Source organism: Stenotrophomonas sp. NPDC077420, from assembly GCF_044543385.1.
Lineage (GTDB): Bacteria > Pseudomonadota > Gammaproteobacteria > Xanthomonadales > Xanthomonadaceae > Stenotrophomonas.
The window spans coordinates 148122-174123 of sequence record NZ_JBITVZ010000007.1; the positions used below are offsets into that span (position 1 = coordinate 148122).

General features: G+C 68.3%; 23 protein-coding genes. 14 read left to right on the forward strand and 9 right to left on the reverse strand.

The genetic code is table 11. The features are described from left to right. Positions 1–63: 63 nt before the first annotated feature. Together ACIGII_RS09405 and asnB are read right to left on the reverse strand one after the other, a co-directional pair. A complete protein-coding gene (locus tag ACIGII_RS09405) occupies positions 64–1458 on the reverse strand; it encodes a cation:proton antiporter (RefSeq protein ID WP_399637016.1) in 1395 nt (464 codons plus the stop codon). A 99-nt stretch (positions 1459–1557) separates the two neighbouring features. Then, positions 1558–3252, reverse strand: a complete 1695-nt coding sequence (gene asnB / locus ACIGII_RS09410) for an asparagine synthase B (protein ID WP_399637018.1) — start codon at positions 3250–3252, stop codon at positions 1558–1560. Positions 3253–3690: 438 nt separating this feature from the next. Between asnB and ACIGII_RS09415 the strand changes: the two genes are divergently transcribed. Further along, positions 3691–4374, forward strand: coding sequence for a pentapeptide repeat-containing protein (locus ACIGII_RS09415; RefSeq protein ID WP_399637020.1), 684 nt, complete (start codon positions 3691–3693; stop codon positions 4372–4374). A gap of 137 nt (positions 4375–4511) precedes the next feature. Here the strand turns inward: ACIGII_RS09415 and dapE are convergent, their stop codons facing one another. The 6 genes from dapE to map all read right to left on the reverse strand — a co-directional run bounded on the left by dapE (position 4512) and on the right by map (position 12359). Beyond that, complete coding sequence (dapE, locus tag ACIGII_RS09420) at positions 4512–5657, reverse strand: succinyl-diaminopimelate desuccinylase (protein ID WP_399637022.1); 1146 nt, start codon at positions 5655–5657, stop codon at positions 4512–4514. Then, a complete protein-coding gene (locus tag ACIGII_RS09425) occupies positions 5654–6016 on the reverse strand; it encodes a Spx/MgsR family RNA polymerase-binding regulatory protein (protein ID WP_399637025.1) in 363 nt (120 codons plus the stop codon). Before ACIGII_RS09425 ends, dapE begins: the two co-directional genes overlap by 4 nt. Positions 6017–6029: 13 nt before the next feature. After that, positions 6030–7733 (reverse strand): hypothetical protein, encoded by a 1704-nt coding sequence (locus ACIGII_RS09430; protein WP_399637027.1) that lies wholly within the window; start codon positions 7731–7733, stop codon positions 6030–6032. A 158-nt stretch (positions 7734–7891) separates the two neighbouring features. After that, positions 7892–8944: a 2,3,4,5-tetrahydropyridine-2,6-dicarboxylate N-succinyltransferase gene (gene dapD / locus ACIGII_RS09435; protein WP_399637029.1), complete on the reverse strand. Its 1053-nt coding sequence runs from the start codon at positions 8942–8944 to the stop codon at positions 7892–7894. Beyond that, entirely contained in the window at positions 8944–11583 is a 2640-nt protein-coding gene (locus ACIGII_RS09440; protein WP_399637031.1) for a [protein-PII] uridylyltransferase, read from the reverse strand. The genes dapD and ACIGII_RS09440 overlap by 1 nt, the downstream gene beginning before the upstream one ends. 2 nt (positions 11584–11585) lie before the next feature. Next, entirely contained in the window at positions 11586–12359 is a 774-nt protein-coding gene (gene map, locus ACIGII_RS09445) for a type I methionyl aminopeptidase (RefSeq protein ID WP_399637033.1), read from the reverse strand. Positions 12360–12618: 259 nt separating this feature from the next. Here map and ACIGII_RS09450 point away from each other — a divergent pair, with 259 nt between their 5' ends. The 8 genes from ACIGII_RS09450 to tsf all read left to right on the forward strand — a co-directional run bounded on the left by ACIGII_RS09450 (position 12619) and on the right by tsf (position 20410). Then, positions 12619–13152, forward strand: coding sequence for a spore coat U domain-containing protein (locus ACIGII_RS09450; protein WP_399637034.1), 534 nt, complete (start codon positions 12619–12621; stop codon positions 13150–13152). Between the two features lie 8 nt (positions 13153–13160). Continuing rightward, positions 13161–13913 (forward strand): molecular chaperone, encoded by a 753-nt coding sequence (locus ACIGII_RS09455; protein ID WP_399637035.1) that lies wholly within the window; start codon positions 13161–13163, stop codon positions 13911–13913. A 7-nt stretch (positions 13914–13920) separates the two neighbouring features. Then, positions 13921–16302, forward strand: coding sequence for a fimbria/pilus outer membrane usher protein (locus tag ACIGII_RS09460; protein WP_399637038.1), 2382 nt, complete (start codon positions 13921–13923; stop codon positions 16300–16302). Then, entirely contained in the window at positions 16299–17339 is a 1041-nt protein-coding gene (locus ACIGII_RS09465) for a spore coat U domain-containing protein (protein WP_399637040.1), read from the forward strand. Before ACIGII_RS09460 ends, ACIGII_RS09465 begins: the two co-directional genes overlap by 4 nt. A 40-nt stretch (positions 17340–17379) precedes the next feature. After that, the gene (locus ACIGII_RS09470) at positions 17380–17676 is read left to right on the forward strand and encodes a hypothetical protein (protein ID WP_399637043.1); all 297 of its coding nucleotides are present in this window, start codon (positions 17380–17382) and stop codon (positions 17674–17676) included. Beyond that, a complete protein-coding gene (locus tag ACIGII_RS09475; RefSeq protein ID WP_399637045.1) occupies positions 17655–18386 on the forward strand; it encodes a molecular chaperone in 732 nt (243 codons plus the stop codon). Before ACIGII_RS09470 ends, ACIGII_RS09475 begins: the two co-directional genes overlap by 22 nt. 212 nt (positions 18387–18598) lie before the next feature. Beyond that, on the forward strand, positions 18599–19405 hold the full coding sequence (rpsB, locus tag ACIGII_RS09480) for a 30S ribosomal protein S2 (protein WP_145478141.1): 807 nt from the start codon (positions 18599–18601) through the stop codon (positions 19403–19405). 126 nt (positions 19406–19531) lie between these two features. Then, complete coding sequence (tsf, locus tag ACIGII_RS09485) at positions 19532–20410, forward strand: translation elongation factor Ts (protein ID WP_399637047.1); 879 nt, start codon at positions 19532–19534, stop codon at positions 20408–20410. 69 nt (positions 20411–20479) lie between these two features. Here the strand turns inward: tsf and ACIGII_RS09490 are convergent, their stop codons facing one another. Further along, complete coding sequence (locus ACIGII_RS09490; protein ID WP_399637050.1) at positions 20480–21175, reverse strand: AIM24 family protein; 696 nt, start codon at positions 21173–21175, stop codon at positions 20480–20482. A 229-nt stretch (positions 21176–21404) separates the two neighbouring features. Between ACIGII_RS09490 and ACIGII_RS09495 the strand changes: the two genes are divergently transcribed. From ACIGII_RS09495 to ACIGII_RS09515, 5 genes are all read left to right on the forward strand, one after another. Then, on the forward strand, positions 21405–22904 hold the full coding sequence (locus ACIGII_RS09495) for an HDOD domain-containing protein (RefSeq protein ID WP_399637053.1): 1500 nt from the start codon (positions 21405–21407) through the stop codon (positions 22902–22904). A 124-nt stretch (positions 22905–23028) separates the two neighbouring features. Then, positions 23029–23757, forward strand: a complete 729-nt coding sequence (gene pyrH / locus ACIGII_RS09500) for a UMP kinase (protein WP_145478145.1) — start codon at positions 23029–23031, stop codon at positions 23755–23757. A gap of 92 nt (positions 23758–23849) precedes the next feature. Next, on the forward strand, positions 23850–24404 hold the full coding sequence (gene frr / locus ACIGII_RS09505; protein WP_399637057.1) for a ribosome recycling factor: 555 nt from the start codon (positions 23850–23852) through the stop codon (positions 24402–24404). Positions 24405–24409: 5 nt separating this feature from the next. Then, positions 24410–25180: a polyprenyl diphosphate synthase gene (gene uppS / locus ACIGII_RS09510; RefSeq protein ID WP_399637060.1), complete on the forward strand. Its 771-nt coding sequence runs from the start codon at positions 24410–24412 to the stop codon at positions 25178–25180. After that, positions 25177–26001, forward strand: a complete 825-nt coding sequence (locus tag ACIGII_RS09515; protein WP_399637063.1) for a phosphatidate cytidylyltransferase — start codon at positions 25177–25179, stop codon at positions 25999–26001. The genes uppS and ACIGII_RS09515 overlap by 4 nt, the downstream gene beginning before the upstream one ends. Position 26002: the final 1 nt, after the last annotated feature.

Here is a 26002-nt window from a genome sequence, read left to right on the forward strand (position 1 = left end):
TCCGCTCTACCCCACGCCGTGGTCGAGCCCCACGCCGTGGTCGAAGACCCCGCGGCCCGGTGGTCAGCGACGCGCGTTCCGCCGCTCCATCAGTGCCAGCAGCGGACCGGTCATGGCGGTGGTCACCAGCGCCATGATCACCAGCACCGCGAACAGGCGGTCGCCGAGGAAGCCCAGTTCATAGCCCAGGTTGAGCACGATCAGCTCCATCAGGCCACGGGTGTTCATCAGCGCGCCCAGTTTCCACGCATCACGGCTGCCCATGCCGGCCGTGCGTGCCGCGCTCCAGGTGCCGAGCAGCTTGCCCAGCGTGGCAACCGCGATCACCACCGCGCACAGCAGCAGGTCGCTGGCGTGCAACGCGTCGGCACGCATGCGCAGGCCGGTCATGGCAAAGAACAACGGCAGCAGCAGGGTCACCGCGAACGGCTCCACCCGTGCCATCAAAAGGTGGCGCAGCTGCGCATTGGCAGACACCGCCACGCCGGCCGCAAACGCACCGAACAGCGCGTGGATGCCCAGTACTTCGGTGACCAGCGCACTGGCCAGCGACAACAGCAGCATGCCCAGCAGCCAGCGGCCTTCGCTACCGGCCTGCACGACCTGACGTGCGAACCACGGCTTGACCACGCCCAGCATCAGCGCGATGAACCCCACCACGCACAGCAGGTTGAGGCCGGCCGGCACCCAGTTGGTGGCCTGGGCGGCGGCCACGATCAGCGCCAGCAGGCACCATGCGGTGGCATCGCCCAGCGCCGCGCAGGCGATGGCGGTCTGTCCCAGTGGGGTGTGGGTAAGGCCGCGGTCGGCCAGGATCCGCAGCAGCACCGGGAAGGCGGTGATGCTCAGTGAAATTCCGACGAACAATGCGAACGCGGTGAAGCCCACGCCGCTTGGGCCGTGGTTCGGGTACATCCAGATCGCCAGCGCCACGCCCAGCACGAAGGGCACCGCAATGCCGGCGTGGCTGACCGTGAACGCAAAGCGGCGGCGGCCGCGCAGCCCGCCGAGGTCGAGTTCGGCGCCGGCCACCAGCAGGAACATCAGCACGCCGAGCTGGCTGAGCATGCCCAGCGGCCCCAGCGAACTGGCCGGGAACAAGGCACCGTGCAGCCCCGGCAGCAGGCTGCCCAGCACCAGCGGGCCCATCATCAAGCCGGCGGCCATTTCGCCGATCACCGCCGGGTGTCCGAGCCGCTTCAACAGCGCGCCCGCCCCCTTGGCCACCACCAGCAGCACCAGCAGCTGCAGCAGGAACAGGCCCAGCGGCGAGGCCAGATGGTGGGCCCAGTCGCTGCCCACCACCGGTTCGGCCTTGGCGGCCACGGCCGGCAGCTCGGGTCCGGCATAACGCGCCAGCGCCAGGCCGATGACCAGCGGAATCCCGGCCCAGGCCAGGTAGTGCCAACCCCACTTCATCCGCGGCACGCTGCCTCCGGTCTGTACGTCCATGAACATTCCCCAATGCATGAAGCGGGAATGTTACCCGGTAGCGCCGGCCGCTGGCCGGCCCACATGGACGCTGCGACCGTTGCCTGGGCCGGCCAACGGCCGGCGCTACCCGGCCAGGGCTTGCTCATGGACACCGGCAACGGCGCGGCCGGACGGATCGGCCATGCTGGCGAAACTGGCGTCCCAGGCGATCGCGGCCGGCGACGAACAGGCGATCGACTTGCCGCCGGGCACGGTTTCCGCCGCGGCCTGGGTCGGGAAGTACTGCTCGAACACGTGGCGGTAGTAATACGCCTCCTTGGTCTGCGGCGGATTGTGCACGAAGCGCTTGTCCGCTGCGGCCATCACCCGGTCGCTGATCTGGGCTTCGGCGTGCGCCTTGAGCCCATCAATCCAGCCATAGCCCACGCCATCGCTGAACTGCTCCTTCTGCCGCCACAGGATCGAATCCGGCAGGTAGCCTTCGAACGCCTCGCGCAGCACCGCTTTCTCGATCCGGCGCGCGCCACCTGCACCCTGCCCGACCATCTTGTGCTTCGCATCGATGCGCATCGCCACGTCGAGGAATTCGCGGTCCAGGAACGGGACGCGCGGCTCCACGCCCCAGGCCATCATCGATTTGTTGGCGCGCAGGCAGTCGTAGTTGTTCAGCGCATCCAGCTTGCGCACCAGCTCTTCGTGGAATTCGCGGGCGTTGGGCGCTTTGTGGAAGTACAGGTAGCCGCCGAAGATTTCGTCGCTGCCCTCACCGGAGAGCACCATCTTTACGCCCATCGCCTTGATCCGGCGCGCCAGCAGGAACATCGGAGTGGAGGCGCGGATGGTGGTGACGTCGTAGGTTTCCACGTGCCGGATCACGTCGGGCAGCGCATCCAGCCCTTCTTCGAAGGTGTACTCGAAACCGTGGTGGACGGTGCCGAGCGCTTCGGCGGCGACGGCAGCGGCGGCCAGGTCGGGCGAGCCCTTCAACCCGATGGCGAACGAGTGCAGGCGCGGCCACCAGGCCTCGCTCTGGTCGCCGTCTTCGATGCGGTGGCGGGCATAGCGGGCGGCCACCGCGGCGACCAGCGACGAATCCAGGCCACCGGAAAGCAGCACCCCGTACGGCACGTCGGTCATCAACTGACGGTGCACGGCGCGCTCGAAGGCTTCACGCAGGGCGGCGCGGTCCGCCTCGACCCCTTCCACGGCGGCATAGTCGCGCCACGGGCGCTCGTAGTAGCGGGTCAGCGTGTCGCTGGCGCTGTCGTACCAGTGGCCCGGCGGGAACTGGGCCGCGTCGGCACAGGTGTCCACCAGCGACTTCAGCTCCGAGGCCACCATGAGGCGGCCATCCTTGTCGTGCCCCCAGTACAGCGGCACCACCCCGATCGGATCGCGTGCGATCAGCACCCGTTGCTGCGCGCGGTCCCACAGGGCGAACGCGAAGATGCCGTTGAGGCGGTTGAGGAACGACGCGGGGGTATCCTGCTGGTACAGCGCGTTGATCACTTCGCAGTCCGAGCCGGTCTGGAACGCATAGGGCTGTGCCAGTTCGGCCTTCAGTTCGCGGTGGTTGTAGATCTCGCCGTTGACCGCCAGGGCCAGGCTGCCATCGTCGGACAGCAGCGGCTGCGAGCCGCCGGCCGGGTCGACGATGGCCAGCCGCTCGTGGACCAGGATGGCGCCGTCGTCGACGTACACGCCGCTCCAGTCCGGGCCGCGATGGCGCTGGCGTTGCGACAGGTCCAGCGCATGGCGGCGCAGGGCGGTGAGGTCATCGCCGGCCTGCAGGCCGAACATTCCAAAAATCGAACACATGGGAACAGCTCCTGATGATGGGGGAATACACGTAGCGCCTGCATCCGACCGGCCACCCATCCCGGGCCTGTGCTGCACCCGGAAAACAAAAAACCCGCATCGGCCGATGCGGGTTTTCTGGGGTCCGGGCGTTTGTTGCTTGTACTAGCCCTGGTCGCAGTCCCGCATTGGCCGCGCACGATTATTCGCGCGCAGATTAGTGCGGTTATTGTTGACGGCGGTGGCCAGGAGCGTGGACATGGACTGACCGTACCGCTGTTTCCGGCGCGGTGCAACTGTTGCGGACGCAACTGGTTCAGCCCCTGCCCCTGGAGGATCAGCCGCCCGGTCTGCCCTGTCGCTTCCCGCGCTGGCCGCGCGCGTGGCGACAGCGCTGTACACACATCCGGCAGGCCGACAAGACTGCCGGGGCGTGGCGATGTCGAACAGAATAGGCGCATGAACCGTGCTGTCTTCCGTGACGAAACCGTTACCCGCGCCCGCATGCAGGCGATCATCGCCGCACACCCCGGCCATGCGGTGTTCGAGAACTGCGTGTTCGACGACGGCGATTATTCCCGCCTGGACATGGACGGATTCGCGTTCGACCAGTGCTCGGTCGCCGGTGCGTCATGGCTGGCCGCGTCGCTGGAAGAAAGCCAGTGGACCCGCTGCCGGGGCGGCCAGTGCGACTTCAGCGCGGCGCAGTTGAGCGATGCGCGCTTCAGCCACTGCGACCTCAACAACAGCTGTTGGCGCCGGGCAACGCTGTCATCGGTGCAGTTCCAGGACTGCAAGCTGACCGGCGCGCACCTGCAGGAGGTGACCGGCTGGGCGCTGGAGTTCCGCGACTGCCTGCTGGTCAGTGCGGACCTGCGTGGGCTGTCGTTCCGCAAGGCCACGCTGCACGGGATGGATTTTTCCGATGCGGAGCTGTCCGGCTGCGATTTCCGCGATGCCGTATTCGAGGGCGGCAGCCTGCGCAACGCGCAGATTCGCCTGACCCGCTTCGACGGCGCCGACCTTCGCGGTGCCGATATCACCGGACTCAACGTGATGGACAGCAAACACTTCAGGAAGGCGGTGATTTCGCAGCGGCAGGCAGGCGCAGCGCTGGCCGCGTTTGGCTTGATCGTGGCCTGATGCCGGGGGAGCCGAAGGTAGCGCCGAAGGTAGAGCCGACTGTTGGTCGGCTGCCGGCCGCCGCGGGGACCTTGGTTCTGCGCGTAGAGCAGCCGACTGACAGTCGGCTCTACCATCGGCGCGCGTAGGGCAGCCGACTAACAGTCGGCTCTACCTTCGGTGAGAAGGCGCTCGATCAGGCGCCGGTACAGTTCCGGCAGCTTCTCCAGGTCGGCCACCGACACGTTTTCGTCCACCTGGTGGATGCTGGCGTTGACCGGCCCCACTTCGATGCACTGTGCGCCCAGCGGTGCGATGAAGCGTGCGTCGGAGGTGCCGCCGCCGGTGCTTTCCTCCGGCGCGGCGCCGGCGAATTCGCCCAGTACCTCGCGCGCCACGCGTCGCAGCGTGCCTTCCGGCGTATAGAACGGTTCGCCGCTGCGGTGCCACTTCAGCCGGTACTCCAGGCCATGGCGGTCCAGCAGCGCGGTGATCGCCTGCTCCAGTTTCGGCGCGTTCCAGAGCGGGTTGTAGCGCAGGTTGAACAGCACCTGCAGCTCGCCGGGGATCACGTTGTTGGCACCGGTGCCGGCGTGGATGTTGGACACCTGCAGACTGGTCGGCGGGAAGCTTTCGAAGCCATCGTCCCAGTGCCGCGCGGTCAACTCCGACAGCGCAGCCGCGGCCAGGTGGATCGGATTGCGCGCCTTGTGCGGGTACGCCACGTGACCCTGCACGCCCTGGACGGTCAGCGTGCCCGACAGGCTGCCGCGCCGGCCAACCCGCAGCAGGTCGCCGAGCACGGCGGTGGAGGACGGCTCGCCGGTGATGCACCAGTCGATCTTCTGGCCGCGCGCGCGGAACAGGTCTGCGACCCGGCGCACGCCGTCGATGGCATCGCCTTCTTCATCGCTGGTCAGCAGCACCGCCAGCGTGCCGGGATGGTCCGGATGGGCGGCCACGAACTGTTCGGCCGCGACCACGAAGGCGGCCACGCTACCCTTCATGTCGGCCGCGCCGCGCCCGTACAGCACACCGTCCCGGATCTGCGGATCGAACGGGTCGCTCCGCCATGCCTCGACCGGCCCACTCGGCACCACGTCGGTATGGCCCAACAGCACCAGCACCGGGGCGCCCTGCCCGTGCGTGGCCCACAGGTTGTCGACCTCGCCCAGGCGCAGGTGCTCGCAGGTGAAGCCGACCTGCTGCAGGCGCCCAGCCAGCAGTGCCTGGCAGCCGGCATCCTCGGGCGTCACGGACGCCCGGGCGATCAGGTCGCAGGTCAGTGCAACGACGTCGTTCACGCGCCCACTCCGAACCGCTGCTTGAACCCGTTGTCGGAAAAGCCCTGGGTCATCACGCCGTCCGCGCTCACAACGACCGGACGCTTGATCAGCTGCGGATACTCGCGCAGCAGCAGCTTCCACTCCGCGTCAGAGGCCGCCGCCTTGCGGTTCTCGGGCAGCTGCCGCCAGGTGGTGGAGGAACGGTTCACCAGCGCCGGGAACCCACCGGCCTGGGCCGCCCAGTCCAGCAGGGTTTCCGGGCTGGGCTTGACGTCGCGGTAGTCGACGAAGGTGTACGGCACCTGGAAGCGATCGAGCCACTTGCTGGCCTTCCTGCAGCTATCGCAGTTCTTCAATCCGTAAACGGTGGTGGTCATTGCCGACAGTGGGTCATGGGGACTGGCGGCCAGTATAGCCCTGCCCTGCCGAGGTGCCGGCCTCGCGGTCAGCCGATGCATCGTACGTGTTGAGTACGGTGAGCAGCGAGCGCTGCCATGACGACAGGCCGTAGTCGAACGGCACGTCAATGCCGATCAGCGGGCGTCCCTGCCGATCCACCAGCAGCGCCAGCTGCGAAGAGAGGAAGCCACGCATGCTCGACAGCTGCCACTGATACTGCGGCGCATCGAACGGATCGGCCGCGTACAGCCGCATGCACACCGCGTCCATGTCCAGCAGCATCTGCACCCGCGAGGCGTCGTTCAACGTGGTCCGCCCCGCCTCGATCGAAACGATCAATGCGTTGGTGGCCGATACCGCGTCTTCGCGGTCGAAGCGGTCGGCATCCTCGGCGAGCCGGACCAGGTCGCCCGCGGCCTGGCTGAACCGGGCCAACGCACTGGGCGGCTCGAGATGGGTGATCTCGGTGGACCGCGGCCGGCGCACCGGTGTGGCGACGAACGGTGCGGGAACCGCCGACGCCTGCTCCGTGGGTGTCGCCATCGCGCTGCGCCGCTGCACCACGTTGGCAAAGCTGCGGCCATTGGCCGGGTTGTCGGCGACCTGGCGCGGCGCCTCCTGCAGCGTCAACCGCGACTGCACCCATTCCGGCTGCTGCGTCAGCCACCGGCAGTAGTAATGCGTGGCATAGGCCAGGTAGTCCCGGAGCTGCTTGTCCTGGCCCAGGCCGCGGTAGTCGCCATCGCGCTGGTCCCATATCCGCCGCGACGGCTGGCGGGCTTCTTCGATGATCGGCTTGAGTACGCGCGCTGCGTTGATCTGCAGCGCAGTGCCCTGGGCCAGGCGCCCGCGGCCCCGGCTCAGCTGTGCCAGCCGCCGCAGGTACTGCACACCGTACTTGGCCACCAGGGCCAGGGTCCGGCTCTCCCACCCCAGCAGGAGATCCGGCTGCGCCTCCAGCAGCGACGGCACGGTCAACAACAGGCTGTCGGCGGCGGGGCGTGGCAGGGCCGCGCCCTGCGGTCGCGTCATCAGATGCTCGGACGCGCGCAGCGCGCTGACCAGACCGAAGGCCAGCGTCGCCCCCTCGATGGCGTGGATGGGATGCTGGCGCAGCAGGGTTTCGAAGATCGGGGCCAGGTGCTCGGTGATCGTCGCGCTGCAGCTGCGTTGCAGAGGCGGATGGTTGATGAGCTCACCCAGGTGGAACATCATCACACTGGCGTTTTCCAGGGTGAACTCCTGGCGGGCCCGGATCGTCTCGACACAGCGCTGGGTCGCGCGCAGCAGGCGATTTCCATCGCAGGGCGGCCCGGCAGTGCGGCGCACCTGCTGGCACAGGATGTTGAGCGCCTTGCCGACGTAGATGTTGGAGGCGCGCTGTTCGTCTTCGGTGTCGCCAAAGCCGACGCTGCCAGACATCACGCGCGCGATCGTATCCAGGTCCGCATTGAGCGTGGACAGGTCGCCGTGCTTCACGATCTTCTGATACAGCGCCGAAATGACGTAGTCGGCCTGCGTAAGGCGTACGCCATACTCGCCGGCAGGCACATTGGGCATGCCGGCGAAGCCTGGGAGGTTGTAAATGCCCGTCGGCGCCAGCGCGTTGTCGACCGTTGCACGATCCGCAGCGACCTGCGGCAGCGATTGAATCGGGTGGTGGATCACCGGCACTGCATTGCTGACGTTTTCCACGGAAGCGCCTTCTGCCTGGGGAAGCGCAGCATAGGCACGCGAAGACGTGCCCTGGGCAATGCGTGCGTCAAGCTGTGACCGCGTTTGCGAAGCCGCGCCATAGCGCGCGGCGAAAGCGTCATCGGGGCATCTGGCGATGCCCCGATTGCGTCAGCCGGTCAGTCGGCCAGGCCGCGCAGCAGGTCGTTGACGCTGGTCTTGCTGCGGGTCCTGGCGTCGACCTGCTTGACGATGACCGCGCAGTACAGGGAATGCGAGCCGTCCTTGGACGGCAGCTGCCCGGATACCACCACGCTGTACGGCGGCACCGAACCGTAGCTGATCTCACCGGTGGCGCGGTTGTACACGCGGGTGCTCTGGCCCAGGAACACGCCCATGCCGATCACGCTGTGGTGGCCGACCACGAAGCCTTCCACCACTTCCGAACGTGCACCGATGAAGCAATGGTCTTCGATGATGGTCGGGCTGGCCTGCAGCGGTTCCAGCACGCCGCCGATGCCGGCGCCGCCGGACAGGTGGCAATGCTTGCCGATCTGCGCGCACGAGCCCACCGTGGCCCAGGTATCGACCATGGTGCCTTCGCCGACGTAGGCGCCGATGTTGGTGAAGCTGGGCATCAGCACCACGTCCTTGCCGAAGTAGCTGCCACGGCGCGCGATCGCGCCGGGCACCACGCGCACCCCGGCGCGGCGGAACTTCGCTTCGTCGAAGCCGGCGAAACGCGATTCCACCTTGTCCCAGAACGGCGCCGGGCGCGCGTCGACCACCGCCATGTCGTTCACGCGGAAGTACAGCAGCACCGCCTTCTTCAACCATTCGTTGACCTTCCAGCCGCCATGGCCGTCCGGCTCGGCCACGCGGAATTCACCGGTTTCCAGCCCATCGATGACGCGGCCGACCAGCGGCTTGGTCGAGCCTTCGATCTCATGCAGGGTCAGCGTGGCGCGGCGCTCGAAGGCGCTCTCGATGCCGAACTTGAGCTCTTCCACGCCCGGCGTGGCCGGCTTGCGCAGCGACTTGCGGGCAATGGTCTCGGCGCGCTTGGCGGCGGTGTCCGCCGCGCTGCTGGCCGCACTCTTCTTCACCGGGGCCTTCTTCGTCGCCGGCGCTGCCTTTTTCGCAGCAGTCTTCTTCACCGCCGGGGCGGCGGCAGCAGTCTTCTTGGCCGCTGCGCTCTTGGCGGCGGTCTTCTTGGCAGGCTTGGTGGCCATCAGGGGGGGTCTCCGGCTTTTCGATCAGGGTCCAGGCAGGCCAGCATGGCGTCGTGCAGCTGCTGCCTGGCGGTTTCGGTCAGGGGGCGGTCGTGTTCATCGCTGATCACGAACATGTCTTCGGCGCGCTCGCCGAAGGTGGCGATACGCGCGTCATGCACGCGCAGGCCCTGGTTGCGCAGGACGAAGGCGACGTCGGCCAGCAACCCGGGGCGGTCGGGAGCGACCAGGCTGAAGCGGGTGCCGCCGGTGTCGTTGTCGTTGGCGTCGCGGAATTCGATGCGCGGGGCGAAGCGGAAATGCCGCAGCTGGCGCGGCACCACCCGCCGCGACGGACGCAGCCGCGCCAGGTCGCCGGCCAGCGCGTCGCGCAGGGCCGCTTCCAGGCGGGGCGCATCGCCGTCGGCGAAGCTGTCGGCCGGGGTCACTTCGAAGGTATCGAAAATGGTGTCCACCGGGCCGTCGAGCACGCGTGCGCGATGGATGCCGTAGCCCTTGCGGTCCAACGTCATCACGATGGCGGCAAACAGGCCGTCGCGGTCAGGGGAATGCACGAATACTTCCAGCGCATCGTCGTCAGCGGTGATCCGGCGCACCTTGACCAGGGTCTGGCCCTGCTTGATCGGCACCAGCGCCGCCGCCTGCCAGGCCAGCTGCTCCGGGCGCAGGCGGATGAAGCTCTCGTCCGGCATCACCGTGAACTGGCGGTCGATGGTCGCATCGTCGTAGCCGCGCTCGCGCACCAGCGCGCGCACCGACTCGCGCGCTTCGAGCACGCGTTCGGCGGCGGGCATCTGGTTTTCCAGGCCGTCACGCAGCGCGCGGCGCGCGGCGAAGTACAGGTCGGCCAGCAGGCGGTCCTTCCACGCGTTCCACAACTTCGGACTGGTCCCGGCGATGTCGGCGCAGGTCAGCAGGTACAGGTAATCAAGGCGGTCGCGGCTGGCGACCAGGGTCGCGAAGCGGTGGATCACGTCCGGGTCGGAGATATCCTGCTTCTGCGCGGTGACCGACATGCGCAGGTGCTGTTCCACCAGCCAGGCCACCAGCTCGGTGTCCGAACTGCTCAGCGCAAGCGCCTGGCAGAACGCGCGGGCGTCGACCGCGCCGAGTTCGGAATGGTCGCCCCCCCGGCCCTTGGCGATGTCATGGAACAGGCCGGCCAGCAGCAGCAGTTCCGGCTTGCGCAGGCGCGGCCACACTTCGTGGGCGATCGAGAAACGTTCGTCGGCGCGGCTGCTGGAGAACAGGCCGATGTTCCGCAGCACCATCAGCGTGTGCTGATCGACGGTGTAGACATGGAACAGGTCGAACTGCATGCGCCCCGATACCTGGGCGAAGGCCGGAATCCACTGGCCCAGCACGCCGAGCCTGGCCATCCGCGCCAGCGTGTCGACCGCGCGCGGGCTGCGCAGCAAGGCCAGGAACTGGTCGCGCGCGGCCGTTCCCGCCTCGGTGTAGGCCGGCAGATCGGCCAGCGCCTCGGCCAGCGCCCGCGCCGTGAGCGAATGCAGGCCGCGTACCTCCGGGTTGTAGGCCCAGCTGGAGAACAGCGCGAAGACCTGTTCGATGTCGCCGTTCGGCCACTGCGGATCGTTGGCGGCGAGATAACCACGGCGCAGCGAGAAACCCACGCTGACCGGTTCGGGCACGGCCTCGCCGTCGAACTGTTCCTCGAAGCGCTGCAGCAGGCGGTCGCTGATCCGGCGCACCACGGAGGCGCTGCGGTAGAAGCCCTGCATCATCTTCTCGACCGCAAGGCTCTCCACGTCGTCCTCGAAGCCGAGGCGGGCGGCCAGGGTCTTCTGGTAATCGAAGCGCAGGCGCTCTTCCGGACGGTTGGCGACCAGGTGCAGGCCAAAACGCAGCCGTGCCAGCGCACAACGCTCGCGGCGCAACGCCGCGGCTTCGTCCGGGCCCAGATGACCCAGCCCGACCAGCGCTTCCAGTTCGCGCACGCCGAACGCGCGCAGCGCCATCCAGCCCAGCGTATTGAGGTCGCGCAGGCCGCCCGGACCATCCTTGATGTCCGGTTCGAGGTTGTCGGCGGTATCGCCAAACCGCTGATGGCGGGCCAGCAGCTCGTCGCGCTTGGCCAGGAAGAAGGCGCGGGGCGGCCACAGGCCGTCGGTGTTCACGGCCTGCTTCACTCCCTGCCGTGCGGCCTCGTCGGCCACCAGCGGGCGCGATTCGATCAGGGCGGTCAGCACGGTCTGGTCGGCGCTTGCCTGCACACAGGCCTGCGCCGAGCGCACCGCATGGCTGACCGGCAGCCCGCAATCCCACAGCAGCGCGAACAGCCGCGCAAGCGCCGCCTCATGGGTGCGCTGGGCAGCCTCCGGTCCGAATACCAGCAGGTCGATGTCCGAGCGCGGGAACAGCTCGCCCCGTCCATAGCCACCGACCGCAAACAGCGCCAGGCCGGCGTCGGCCGGCACGCAGCGCTGCCAGGCCAGGCGGATCAGGTGGTCGGCCGCCCGCGCGCGCAGCGCGAGCAGGCGCTCGATGTTGTCGCCCTGGTCGAAGCGTCGATACAGGCGGGCATCGGCCTGCTGCAGGGTCTGGCGGGCCTCCGCCGCCCACTCGGGGTCGGCGACGGCGTCGGCCGGCGCGTCCAGGGTCGGGCTCGCCGGCAGCATGCTCAGACCTGCGATTCGCCGGGCGAGAGGGTCAGCACGTCCACGCCGGTCTCGGTAACCGCGACCATGTGCTCCCACTGCGCCGAGAGCTTGCGGTCCTTGGTGACCACGGTCCAGCCATCCGGCAGCACCTTGTTGTAGCGGGTGCCCTCGTTGATCATCGGCTCGATGGTGAAGGTCATGCCCGGCTGCAGGACCAGGCCCTGGCCCGGGCGCCCGTAATGCACGACCTGCGGCTCGTCGTGGTAGACCTTGCCGATGCCGTGGCCGCAGTACTCGCGCACCACGCTGAAACGCTCGGATTCAGCGTACTCCTGGATCGCGTGGCCGATGTCGCCCAGCGTCGCGCCCGGCTTGACCGCGCGGATGCCACGCCACATGGCTTCATAGGTCGCCTCCACCAGCCGCCGCGCCATCACCGACGGGGTGCCGACGTAGTACATGCGGCTGGTGTCGCCGTGCCAGCCGTCCTTGATCACGGTGACGTCGATATTGACGATGTCGCCGTCCTTGAGGACCTTGCCTTCGCTCGGGATGCCGTGGCAGATCACATTGTTGACCGACGTGCACACCGTCTTCGGGAAGCCCCGATAGCCGACATTGGCCGGGATGGCCTTCTGCACGTTGATGATGTGGTCGTGGCAGATGCGGTCCAGCGCTTCGGTGGTCACGCCCGGCTTCACATGCGGGGTGACGATGTCGAGCACTTCGCTGGCCAGGCGGCCGGCGACACGCATCAGTTCGATTTCCTCGGGGGTTTTCAGATTCACGCTCATGCCGGCCATTATCGCCGATCCGGGCCCATTCTGAACCGCAGCCGGCAGAACGCTGACAGCGCAGGTTGGGGTCTGCGGCCTCGCGCGGCCCCCGCACCCCGGCACTGCAACGTAAAAACTGTGATAACTGGCCAATTTCCGTCACATATCACCCACAAGCCTGCTTTTATAAGGGACCCAGCGCCGCCCCTGGCGCCCTCCCCCTGCAGTACGCCGGCATCGATCCGTTCATCCAGGACCCCCGTCCAAGGAGAAGACCATGCGATTCCTCCGCGCCCCGCGCCCCCTGCTGTTCGGCCTCGGCCTGGCCACCCTGGCCTCGCCCGCCCTCGCTGCCGACACCACCACCTTCAACGTGCGCCTGATCATCACCAAGGCCTGCACGATCACCGCGGCCGCAGCGACCGATGTCGATTTCGGCTCGGCCCTGTCTACCGCCACCACGCCGATCAACGCGCAGGGCTCGGTGACCGCGCAGTGCTCGGCGCTCACGCCGTACACCATCGCACTCAATGCCGGCTCCAATGCCGCCACCGCCAACGACGTCACCACCCGTCGCATGCGCAATACCGATACCACGGTGACCACCAACAATTTCGTTGGCTACCAGCTGTATTCCAACGCCACCCGCACCACCGTCTGGGGGGCCACGGCGGGAACCAACACCGTGGCCGGCGTCGGCACCGGCCTGGCGCAGGCGTATCCGATCTACGGCCAGGTCGCCAATCCCAGCGTGAACAACGCTGCGACGGGTAATTACCAGGACACAGTCACCGCCACCATCACCTACTGAGGCCCGCCATGTTCCAGCGACTGCGGGGGTGCGCCATGCGCGCCGCGGCGAAGCTGTGCGGCGGGGTCCTGCTCGGTGCGCTCACGCTGCCGGGGGCATGGGCAGCCAGCCTGCAGGTGGCCCCCACCTCCCTCCAGCTCACCGCACGCCAGAACGCCGAGGCCTTGTGGATCAGCAACAGCGGCTCCGCGCCGGTGGACGTGCAGGCGCGGGTCTTCCGCTGGACCCAGGCCGAGGGGCGTGATGCACTCGAACCCACCACCGAGCTGGTGGTCAGCCCGCCGATGCAGGCGCTGGCCGCCGGCCAGCAGCAGCTGATCCGGGTGGTGCGGGCGAACCCGCACGCGCCGGCGGGGCAGCTGGCCTACCGGGTGATCGTCGATGAAGTGCCCAGACTGGACCCGGGTCGCCAGGGCATGCAGTTCGTGCTGCGCTACTCGTTGCCGGTGTTCGTGCAGCCGGAAGGCGATCCGGCAGCGCCGGACCTGCAGGTGACGGTAGTGACCCCGCCTGAGGGCGCGCCCGTGCTGGAGGTGCACAACCGGGGCACCGGGTATGCCCAGCTGGCCGATCTGGCCGTGGGCCCGCTGGAGCGACCGCAGATCTTCCAGCCCGGGCTGGTCGGCTATGTCCTGGGCGGCCAGACCATGCGCTGGCCCTTGGACATCTCCGCCAGCCGCCTCGCCGGCGCGACCCTTTCGGCAAAGATCAATGGCGCCTCGCAAGCCACGCCACTGTCTTCGACGCCGCCGGCTCGCTGAGGCCTGCATGCGCGTCGCCCTGGCTGCCGGCGCGGTCTCGTCTGGAATGCCGGGCAGCGTGGCCCGCGCCGCCGACGGCCCGCTGGACGGCGCTGCGGAGATCGGCGCGTCGGCCGCGGACGACGTCATGCTGCCGGCGCCGACGCCGCTCACTGCACCGCAGACCCTGTACCTGGACGTGACCCTCAACGGGAGCCCACGCGGGCTGCTGCCGTTCACCCAGATCGGCGGGCAGCTACGCGCCGATCCGGCGGTGCTGCGCCAGCTGGGATTCGGCGCACGCGGCGATGCGCCGGTACCGCTGGCGCAGATCAGCGGCGTGGTGGTGCGCTACGACGCCGGCCTGCAGACCCTTTCGCTGGAGGTTCCGCTCGAGCAGTTGACGCTGCCCACCACCGAACTGGGCCAGGCGCTGCCCACCCCGCCCACCGCCAGCGCCTCGCCCGGCGCGCTGGTCAACTACGACGTCTACGCCAGCCACAACGAAGACGCCGGCAACCTGGCGCTGACCACCGAGTGGCGGATCTTCGGGCTGGGGCGCGGCATCCTGCGCAGCACCCAGCTGCTGCGCACCTACCAGGACGACGGGCGCGACTGGCGTGGTGAAAGCGTGCGGCTCGACAGTGCCTGGCAGCTGGACTTCCCCGACAGCGCGGTGACCCTGACCGTCGGCGACTTCTACAGCGGCTTCGTCGACTGGAGCCGGCCGGTGCGGATGGGCGGCATCCAGGTCGGACGCAACTACGGGCTGCAGCCCTACCGCGTGCTCACCCCGACCCCAAGCTTCCTGGGCGAGGCAGTGGTGCCGTCCACGGTGGAGCTGTACGTGGATGGACTGCGCCAGTACAACGGCGAGGTACCGGCAGGCCCGTTCCAGCTGGGCGCGCAACCGGGGATCAGCGGCACCGGCAACGCCCAGGTGGTCATCACCGACGCCTACGGGCGCATGCAGACCCTGGATTTCTCCTTCTATGGCACCCAGCAGCTGCTGGCGGAAGGCCTGTCGGACTGGTCGGCAGGCGTGGGCCGGATGCGTCGCGACTACGGCATCCGCTCGTTTGCCTACGACAGCGCGACGGTGGGCAGCGCGACCTGGCGGCGCGGGGTAAACAACCGCTTCACTGCCGAGCTGCATGCCGAGGGCGGTGGCGGCGTGGCCAGCGCCGGGGCCGGTGGCTGGTGGCAGCTGGGGCTGGCCGGCGTGCTCAATGCCTCCTACGCGCGCAGCCGCCGCGACGGCAGCGATGGCGGCCAATGGGCGCTGGGGTACAGCTGGAACAACCGGGTATTCAATATCAATGCCTCCACCCTGCGCACCCATGGCCGATACCAGGACCTGGGCAGCCTGCAGGGCGCGCGGCCGCCGGACGTGACCGACCAGGTCACCGCCGGCACCAGCCTGGGCCGGCTCGGGGCGCTGAGCGCCAGCTACCTGCGGCTGTCCTATCCCGATGGCGATGATCGCCGCTATGCCAGCGTGTTCTGGAACCGCACGTTTTCCGAGCGCTGGTCGGCCTACGCCTCGTTCAACCAGAACCTGGACGCCAGCGCCGACCGCAGCGTGTACGTGTCGATCACCGCCAGCCTGGGCCAGAACCGCCAGAGCAGCGTGGCCGCACAGCGCAACGGCGAGCGCATGCTGTACACCGTGGACGTGTCCAAGCCGGTGCCCGGCGACGGCAGCGAAGGCGGCGTCGGTTGGCGCGCGCAGGCGCGCCACGGCGACGACGGTACCGGCGGGCTGGCCGAAGTGGGCTGGTTGAACCGGGTGGGCCGCTACGCGCTGGGCGCCGCGCGCCAGGGCGAAGCCAGCTTCGCCTACGCCAATGCCAGCGGCAGCCTGGTCTGGATGGGCGGACATGTGTTTGCCGCACGCGAGGTACCCGATGCGTTCGCGGTGGTGTCCACGGGCGGGTTCGGCGGGGTGCCGGTGCGGCTGGAAAACCGCCCGATCGGGGTGACCGACGAGAACGGCCTGCTGCTGGTGACGCCGCTGCTGTCCTGGCAACGCAATCGCATCTCGATCGACACCCTGGACCTGCCCGCCGATCTGCGTGCCGATCGCGTGGACACCCAGGTCACGCCGCGACAGAGCGCCGGGCTGGGCGTGGACTTCGGGCTGCGCCGGACCCGCGCGATCACCCTGGTCCTGCACGACGCGCAGGACCAGTCGCTGGCGGCGGGAAGCCAGGTGCGCCTGCCCGACCAGCGCAGCGCCACCGTCGGCTATGGCGGCGAAGTCTACCTCGACGACCTGCCGGGCCGGGCCCTGCTGCAGGTGGATACCGACGACGGCCGCTGCACGGTCAGCGTGCCGCTCGGCGATGGCGCCCCCGGCACGTCGCTGCGGCTGGGCCCGCTGCGCTGCCAGCCGGACCCCGCACCATGAGCGGCCGCCTGCTGCTGGGCGTGCTGCTGGCGCTGGGCGCCCTGCTGGCGACCGACACCGCGCGGGCTGACACCACCTGCACCACGACCACCCCGGTGACCGCCGCGTTCGGCAATGTCGCCAATGCGGCCGCGGCACCGGTGTTCACCACCACCACCTTCACCATCACCTGCTCGACCGCCGCGCTGAGCCTGCTGGCCACCGCGTCGGTGCGCGCCTGCCTGGGCATCGGCGCGGGCACCACCGGCACCACGGTGTCGCCGCTGCGGCAGATGACCAGCGCCAGCGGCGACCCGATCAGCTACCAGCTGTTCACCAGCTCCGCCTACAGCACGATCTGGGGCCTGACCCCGGGCACCACGCCGGCCCCGCGGGTGGTGGACCTCAACTACAACGTGCCGTTGCTCACGGGCGGCAGCGGCGCGGTGTCGGTGACCATCTACGGGCGCATCCCGGCCGGGCAGATCCTGTCGGCCGGCGCCTACAGCAGCGCCTTCAGTGGCGGCGATGTGCGCCTGGAATACGCCTTCAACGAGGTGCTGCTCGGCACCGCGACCGCGCCACCGGCCTGCTCCAGCGTGGCCGGGGTCACCGGGCACAAGGTGGCGACCGGCGCCTTTCCGTTCACGGTCACCGCCAACGTGCTGCCCCAGTGCAGTGCCTATGTCACCACCGACATGGACTTCGGCAGCAATGCCGGTGCGGTCACCGCCAACATCGACCGCACCTCGACCATCGGGCTGACCTGCCTCAACCGCACCGCGTACACCATCGCGCTGGACAATGGCCTGTATGCCAGTGGGACGGTCCGCCGCATGCGCCACGATACCGACCCGGCCTGGTTCATTCCGTATGAGCTGTACCAGGACAGCAGCCGCACCCAGCGCTGGGGCAGCACGGTGAATGTCGATCGGGTGTCTGGCACCGGCACAGGCGCGGCACAGACGCTGACCGTGTACGGCCGCGCCCCACCGACCAGCGGCGCGGTGGCGGCGGGCAGCTACAGCGACCAGGTCAAGGTGACCATCACCTACTGAGGGCATCAAGTGCGGCGGCGGCGGGCCGATAAGGCTGGGCATGAATCCCCGTCGCCATGGTGTCGTCCCCCTCGCCCTGTTGATGCTGGCCGCACTGTCGGCAGCGCAGGCCCAGCCGGCGCCCACCGGCACGCCGACCGTCCAGGCGACGTCGGTTCGCATCCACCTGCGACTGGTGGACGCCTGCCGCATGCCAGCCACCGCCGGAACGGCAGCCTGCACCACGGTGCACCAGCGCAGCGACGCGCCGCTCGCCCCCCCGCCGCAGGTGCAGGCCCTGACGCCCCCTGCGGACGGCGGACAGGCGCCGCGCGCATGGCAGACCCTCACGTTCTGATGGCCGGCGCCGGTCGCCTGTGGCTGCTGCTGGCGGCACTGCTGCCAGCTGGCCTGGCGCAGGCGCTGGAGGTGTCGCCGCTGCGGGTCGAACTCGCTCCGGGGCAGACCGATGGCGAGCTGTGGCTGTACAACGACAGCGCGCTGCCGTGGACCGGCCAGGCACGCCTGTTCGCCTGGGCCCAGACCGTCCATGACGAACGGTTGCGGCCAACCACGGCCCTGGTGGTGAGCCCGGCCGAACTGCACCTGCCTGCGCATGCCCGCCAGCGGCTTCGGGTGGTGCGGACCAGCCCTGCCCCGGCCACCGAACAGGGCTACCGGCTGGTGCTGCGCGCGGGTGCGGACAGCCCGCCGGTGCAGCTGTCGCTGCCGGTCTTCGTGGCCGGCGCCGACGCCCCGCGGGGCCCGGCGCTGACCGTGCAGCTGCTGGAAGACAGCGATCCGGCGGTGCTGGCGCTTCATAATGGCGGCGGTCGGCACGCCCGCCTTGCCGACCTGGCCTTCATGGCCGCCAATGGGCAGTCCCGGCCGCTCCTGCCCGACCTTGCCGGCTACGTGCTCGCGGGCCAGACCCGGCACTGGGTGCTGCCCGGTCCGGCAGCGGCCTACCGCGACGGGCATTTCCAGGCCCGAATCGGCGACCAGCCCGCCCGCCGTCTGGAGCCGTCGTCCCCTTCAATTGCAACCCGGGCGCCCGCCGGGCTATAATCGATTGGATTCCTGTGCGCCCCGCGTGCCAGGACCCGTCAACACCGGACGTCACCGGTGAATACACACCTGCCGCCCTCATCCGTGCCGGGGTGCTCCGCAAGGAGTTCGGACACGGAAGCGACAGGGAAGCCAAACCCCGGAACCTCCCGCCTTGCGGCGGACCGCCCTCAATCATCCGTGGCGGCCGGTTCCCTATCAGGAGTATTGCAATGCCCCAGGTCACCATGCGTCAGATGCTGGAAGCCGGCGTCCACTTCGGCCACCAGACCCGTTACTGGAACCCGAAGATGGGCCAGTACATTTTCGGCGCCCGCGGCAAGATCCACATCATCAACCTGGAAAAGACCGTTCCGCTCTTCAATGACGCGATGAACTTCATTTCCAGCATCGCGCAGAAGCGCGGCACCATCCTGTTCCTGGGCACCAAGCGCAGCGCGCGCGAGTCGATCCGCGAAGAAGCCGAGCGTTGCGGCATGCCGTTCATGAACCAGCGTTGGCTGGGCGGCACCCTGACCAACTTCCGTACCGTGAAGCAGTCGGTTGCCCGCCTGAAGGAACTGGAAGCCGGCGAAACCGACGGCACCTTCGACAAGCTGGTCAAGCACGAAGTGCTGGGCCTGCGTCGTGAGCGCGACAAGCTGGAAGCCTCGCTGGGCGGCATCAAGGACATGAACCGCCTGCCGGACGCGATCTTCGTGATCGACATCGGCCACGAAGACATCGCCATCAAGGAAGCCAAGAAGCTCGGCATCCCGGTGATCGCGGTGGTCGACACCAACTACAACCCGGAACTGGTCGATTACGCGATCCCGGGCAACGACGACGCCATCCGTGCGGTGCAGCTGTACGCCCGCGCCGCTGCCGACGCCGTGCTGGAAGGCAAGGCTGCCGCGCCGCACGCTGCCACCGTCCGTGAAGAAGACTTCGCCGACGCCGCTGCTGCCGACGAAGCCAAGCCGGCCCGCCGCGCTCCGGCCAAGAAGGCTGCTGCCGACAAGGGCGAAGCCCAGGCCTGATCCAGGCCCGCGGTGGGTGCCTGGCGCCCACCGCTCCTGTCCGCTGCCGCTGGCGCGATGACAGGACCGTGTCACATGGGCCGGCCACCATGCCGGCCCAACCCCTTTCTTTCGTGAGGAATTCCCGTGGAAATCACTGCTTCCCTGGTCAAGGAACTGCGCGAGCGCACTGGCGCCGGCATGATGGAGTGCAAGAAGGCACTTACTGAAAACGGCGGCGACATCGACGCTTCGGCGGAATGGCTGCGCAAGTCGGGCCTGGCCAAGGCCGACAAGAAGGCTGACCGCATTGCTGCCGAAGGCATCATCGTGGCCGCACAGGACGGCAACAAGGCCGTGCTGGTCGAAATCAACTCCGAAACCGACTTCGTCGCCAAGGACAGCAACTTCCTGGACTTCTCCAAGGCCGTTGCCGACGTTGCGCTGAGCTCGGGCGCTGCCGACATCGACGCACTGAAGGCCGCCAAGCTGCCGTCGGGCGAAACCGTCGAAGAATCGCGCGCTGCGGTCATTGCCAAGGTGGGCGAAAAGGTCGACGTGCGCCGCATCGTGCGCCTGGAATCGTCGAACAACGTCGCTGCCTACGTGCACGGCGGCCGCATCGGCGTTCTGGTCGAGCTGGCCGGCGGCAACGCCGAACTGGCGCGTGGCCTGGCCATGCACGTGGCTGCAATGAACCCGCCGCACAACAAGGCCGCCGACGTGCCGGCCGAGTTCGTTGCCAAGGAAAAGGAAATCGAACTGGCCAAGATGTCCGAAAAGGACAAGTCCAAGCCGGCCGACATCCTGGAAAAGATCATCAGCGGCAAGATCGCCAAGATCGTCAACGAAGTCACCCTGTACGGCCAGCCGTACGTGCTGAACACCGACCAGTCCGTCGAGCAGGTGGTCAAGGCCGCCGGCGCTGACGTGATCGGCTTCAAGCGCCTGGCTGTTGGCGAAGGCATCGAGAAGGTGGTGGAAGACTACGCCGCCGAAGTGATGAAGCAGGCCGGCCTGGCCTGAGTTTTCGCTTGACGCGATGCAACGAAGGAGCCCGGCGCACGCCGGGCTTTTTTGTAGGCGCGTTGAAGCTCAGCCCTTGGCCTGGAAGGTGACTTCCTCGTACGGCTGCACCACCACCCACCCTTCGCCGGCGAACCGCAGCTGCAGGGTTTCGCCCGAGCCGCGACCGACCAGCGTGCCGAGGGTCATGTCGGTCACCACCTCCGGGGTCAGCGAACCCGACCACGCCACCGTCGCGTTCGGATCGGTGAACACCGGCCCGCCCTGCGCGGTCACCGGCAGCGTCAGCGGCTCGTAGTGGGAGGTGATGGCCACGATCCCGTGTCCGCTCAGGCGCATGTTGAACAGGCCGCCGGACAGCATGCCGGCGACCCGGCGCATCATGGTGATCTTCGATTCGATCCCGTTTTCGAACGCCAGCACGTCGTTGCCGTTGACGAAGATCGACTCGCCCGCCAGCCGCAGCAGGGTCACCTGCTTGCCGGCATCGGCCAGGTAGGCGCGCCCCTGCCCTTCGATCTTCATCAGCTGCAGGCCCTCGCCACTGACCATCTTCTTCAGCAGCGTGCCCAGGCCCTGCTCCAGCAGGCCCTGGCGGGTGAACTTCACCGCCCCCTTGCGGGCGACCATCGACCCGGCCTTGGCCCAGACCAGCCCGTCCACGCGGACTTCCAGCAGATGCGGGCTTTCCAGCTCGAACGCGTCGGCGCTGAGATCTTTCTCGCGCGTGCTGGAAAGGAATTCGCTGAGCGTTCTCACCGCCATGTGACCACATCCTTTTTGTTGGAAGGCGCATGGTAACCGCGCCACCGCGCTCGTGGCACTCGCCCATCCGGTGGCGGATGTGGTACCAAAGACCCCGTTACCCTGACCTGCCCGGATGGCCGGTTGGTTTTGCTGGATTGGGTGGATCAGGTTCTGAATTGCAAGGGACCACACTCAAAACTGTGACGCACTCCATGTATTCTTGCCACATCACCTCAGTATTCCCATCATGCCTCCCGAGCTGACAGCCGTCCTGGCGCTCTGCCGCAACCTGCCCTCGCCGCCCGGTATCGCCCTGCGCATCATCGAACTGGCGCAGGACCCGGAAACCGACATCACCACCGCCGCGGACGTCATCGCCATCGACATGGCGTTGAGCGCGCGCATGCTGCGCATCGCCAATTCGCCGCTGTACGCCAGCCGCCGCCGGATCGAAAACCTGGGCCAGGCGCTGACCATGCTTGGCCTGAATGCCACCATCAGCCTCGCCCTGGGCTTTACCGTGACCCAGAACCTGAGCGCGGCGGGCCAGGGCCAGGACGTCCGCGCGCGGGCCTGGCGCCGCAGCATCCTCAGCGCCCTGGCGGCCAGCCTGCTCGGCCAGGCCCGCGGCCTGCGCAAGGCCGAAGAACTGATGCTGGCCGGCCTGCTGCAGGACATCGGGGTGCTGGTGCTGGCCCAGAGCGAGCCGGACCGTTACCTGCCGCTGCTGCGCCAGGCCGCCGACAACGACCAGCTGCTGGCGCTGGAGCGCGAACACCTGGACTGCAGCCACGCCGAGGTGGGCGCGTGGATGGCGGAACAGTGGGACCTGCCGCGCTATCTGGTCGACGCCATCGCCCACAGTGAAGCCCCGGCCACGCCAGGTGACACGTTCCAGGCCTGCGTTGCCCTGTCCGGTGCGGTGGCCGACATCTGGCTCAGTGCCGACGCCGACGCGGCGCGCGAGCACGCCCTGCAGCGGGTCAACGAGACCCTGCAGCTGGACAGCGCACAGTTCGACCAGGTGCTGGCCCGGATCGGCGAAGCCCTGCCGGAGATCAGCGCGCTGTTCGAAACCACGCTGATTTCGCCGTCGCGGGTCCAGCAGCTCATCGACCACGCCCAGGAGCTGGCCACCCTGCGCAACCTGCGTGAAATGCAGGACGCGGCGCTGGCCCGGCAGCGTGCCGACGAGTTCGAGGCGCGCGCCAACCGGCTGGCCGAACAGGCCCATCGCGACGCCCTGACCGGGGTGCTCAACCGCCGCCAGCTCGAGGCCGTGCTGGAGCAGGAGTTCCTGCGCGCAACCCGGCATGGCTGGCCGTTGTCGGTGGCCTTCATCGACCTGGACGATTTCAAGAAGATCAACGACGCGCACGGCCACCTGCTTGGCGACCAGGTGCTGCGCGCGTTTGCCGGCAAGCTGCAGGAACACCTGCGCAACAGCGACACCGTGGCCCGCTTCGGCGGCGAGGAGTTCATCGCCCTGCTGCCCAACACCACCGAACCGGTGGCGCTGGAAGTGGTGCGCCGGGTCCTGGCCAGCATCGTCAACACGCCCATGGCCGAGGTGGCCAGCGGGCCGTTGTTCGTGACCTTCTCGGCAGGCGTGGCCACCCAGGGCGGCTATGAACGTTTTGCCGATGTTCAGGACCTGTTGAAGGCGGCCGACGACGTGCTTTACCGTTCCAAGAACCTCGGCCGGAACCGCGTCATTGCGCGTTCCCCGGGTACTGCGCCGGCCTGAATGGAGTCAGGAAGCGGTCTGGGCGTGCTGCAGCAGCCTTTCGCCGCAGCGCAGCAGAAAGTCCACGCCGAGTGCCGCCGGTTCCAGTAGAATTTCCGCGTTTTCCACGCATCCAGAGGCCACCATGTCCAATCTCACCTATCGCCGCATCCTGCTGAAAGTTTCCGGGGAGGCGCTGATGGGAGACGAGGACTATGGCATCGACCCGAAGGTGATCAACCGGCTGGCGCGTGAAGTGATCGAAGCCCAGCAGGCCGGCGCGGAAGTGGCGCTGGTCATCGGCGGTGGCAACATCTTCCGCGGCGCCGGCCTGGCCGCCGGCGGCATGGACCGGGTCACCGGCGACCAGATGGGCATGCTGGCCACGGTGATCAACGCGCTGGCCATGCAGGACGCGCTGGAGAAGCTGGGCGCCAAGGCCCGCGTGATGAGCGCGATCAAGATCAACGACGTGTGCGAGGACTACATCCGCCGCCGCGCCATCCGCCACCTTGAAAAAGGCCGCCTGGTGATCTTCGCCGCCGGCGTGGGCAGCCCGTTCTTCACCACCGACTCCGGTGCGGCGCTGCGCGCCATCGAAATCGGCGCCGACCTGCTGCTCAAGGCCACCAAGGTCGACGGCGTGTACGACAAGGACCCGAACAAGTACAGCGACGCGGTCCGCTTCGACAGCCTGAGCTACGACGAGGTGATCCGCCGCGGCCTGGAAGTGATGGACACCGCCGCCTTCGCCCTGGCCCGCGACAGCGACCTGCCGCTGCGCGTGTTCGACATGGGCCAGCCCGGCGAGCTGCTGAAGATCCTGCACGGCGAGAACATCGGCACGCTGGTGCGAGGCCGCGACGCCGGCTGAGGCGCTTCCGGCCCCGCCGGTCGCAACCGGGCGGGGTTCACCGGATTTCGCCTATAATCGCCCGATTCCCAGTGACATCCAGGATTCGGGCGATGCTCAACGATATCAAGCAGGACGCGCAGACGCGCATGGCCAAGAGCATCGATGCTCTGAAGCACACCCTCACCTCCATCCGCACGGGCCGTGCCTCGCCGGCCCTGCTGGACCGCGTCATGGTGAACGCGTACGGCAATCCGAACACCCCGCTGAACCAGGTGGCGAACGTGTCCAGTCCGGATCCCCACTCGCTGGCGATTACGCCGTTCGACAAGAGCATGATCAAGGAGATCGAAAAAGGTCTCTACAACGCTGAGCTGACGCCCAACACCATGGGCACCACGATCCGCATCGGCCTCCCGCCGCCGACCGAAGAGCGCCGCAAGGAACTGGCCAAGCAGGTCCAGCAGGAAGGCGAAGGCGCCAAGGTCGCCATCCGCAAGATCCGCGAAAGCGCCAACAAGGCGGTCGCCACCCTGTTCAAGGACAAGGAAATCACCGAAGACGACAAGAAGCGCGGCGAAGACGATATCCAGAAGCTGACCGACAAGTCCAGCAAGGACATCGACGGTGTCGTTGCCGAGAAGGTGAAGGAACTGATGTCGGTCTGAGCGCCATGACCCAGGCCCCGACCATCGCAGCCCCTGCCGCCGTGCCCCGCCACGTTGCCATCATCATGGATGGCAACGGTCGCTGGGCGCAGAAGCGCCGTCGCCCCCGGGTGATCGGCCATCGCGCCGGCGCGCGTGCAGTGAACCGCACCATCGACTTCTGCCTGGAGCGCGGCATTGCCGTGCTTACCCTGTTCGCGTTCTCCAGCGAAAACTGGGGACGGCCGAGCGAGGAAGTGGACGCGCTGATGAAGCTGTTCCTCAACGCGCTGGACCGCGAGGTGGACGAACTCCACCGGCGTGGCGTGCGCGTGCGCTTCATCGGCGAACGCGAGCGCTTCGGCGCCGGGCTGGTCAGCCGCATGCAGCTGGCCGAGCAGCGTACCGCCGGCAACACCGGCATGACCCTGAATATTGCCGCCAGCTACGGCGGCCGCCAGGACATCGCGCGCGCCGCGCGCGAACTGGCCGCCGAGGTGGCGGCCGGTCGCCTGCTGCCCGAGCAGATCGACGAAACGCTGCTCGGCAGCCGCGTCGCCCTGGCCGACCTGCCGGCGCCGGACCTGTTCATCCGCACCGGCGGCGACACCCGCGTCAGCAACTTCCTGCTGTGGCAGCTGGCCTATACCGAACTGTGGTTCACCGAGGTGCTGTGGCCCGAGTTCGACGCCGCCATCCTGCAGCAGGCGCTGGACGCCTACGCCGCACGTGAACGCCGCTTCGGCCTGACCAGCGCCCAGATTGCCGCCCTGGCCACCGAGACGTCTTCCCCATGACCAAGACCCGAGTCATCGCCGCGCTGATCATGGCGCCGCTCGCTATTGCCGCCATCCTGTTGCTGCCCACCCAGTGGCTGGCCGCCGCGGCCGCCGCCGTGTTCCTGATCGGCCTGTGGGAATGGCTGAAGCTGGCCGACGTGGAAGACACCCTGGCGCGCACCGTGCTGCTGGTGCTGAACCTGGTGCTGATGGTGCTGATCGTGTGGGCCGACGCCGGCACGCTGGTGCTGTACCAGATTGCCGCCCTGGTCGGCATCGGCTGGTGGCTGCTGGCGCTGCTGTGGCTGCGCTTCTTCACCTTCGGCGCCGAACCGGGCAGCCCGGCCCGCGCGCTCAAACTGCTGGCCGGCAGCCTGGCGATCGTGCCGGCATGGGCCTCGCTGGTCCTGATCCACGCCGGCGGTGCCAACGGCCACCTGTGGCTGCTGACCGCGCTGGCCGTGGTCTGGGCCGCCGATTCGGGGGCCTATTTCGCCGGGCGCAGCCTGGGCCGGACCAAGCTGGCACCCCGGATCAGCCCGAACAAGACCTGGGAAGGCCTGGCCGGCGGCATGCTCGCCGGCGTGCTGGTGGCGCTGCTGTTCGGCTGGATGGCCGGGGTCGGCAGCGCGCATGTGCCCGGCCTGGTCATCACCGCCGTGGTCAGCGTGTTCGCCTCGGTCCTGGGCGATCTGTACGAAAGCCTGCTCAAGCGCCATGCCGGTGCCAAGGATTCGGGGCACATCATCCCGGGCCATGGTGGCGTGCTGGACCGCATCGACGGCGTGCTGGCCGCCCTGCCGGTGTTCGCGCTGGGCAAGGAAATCTTCGGGTTCTGAG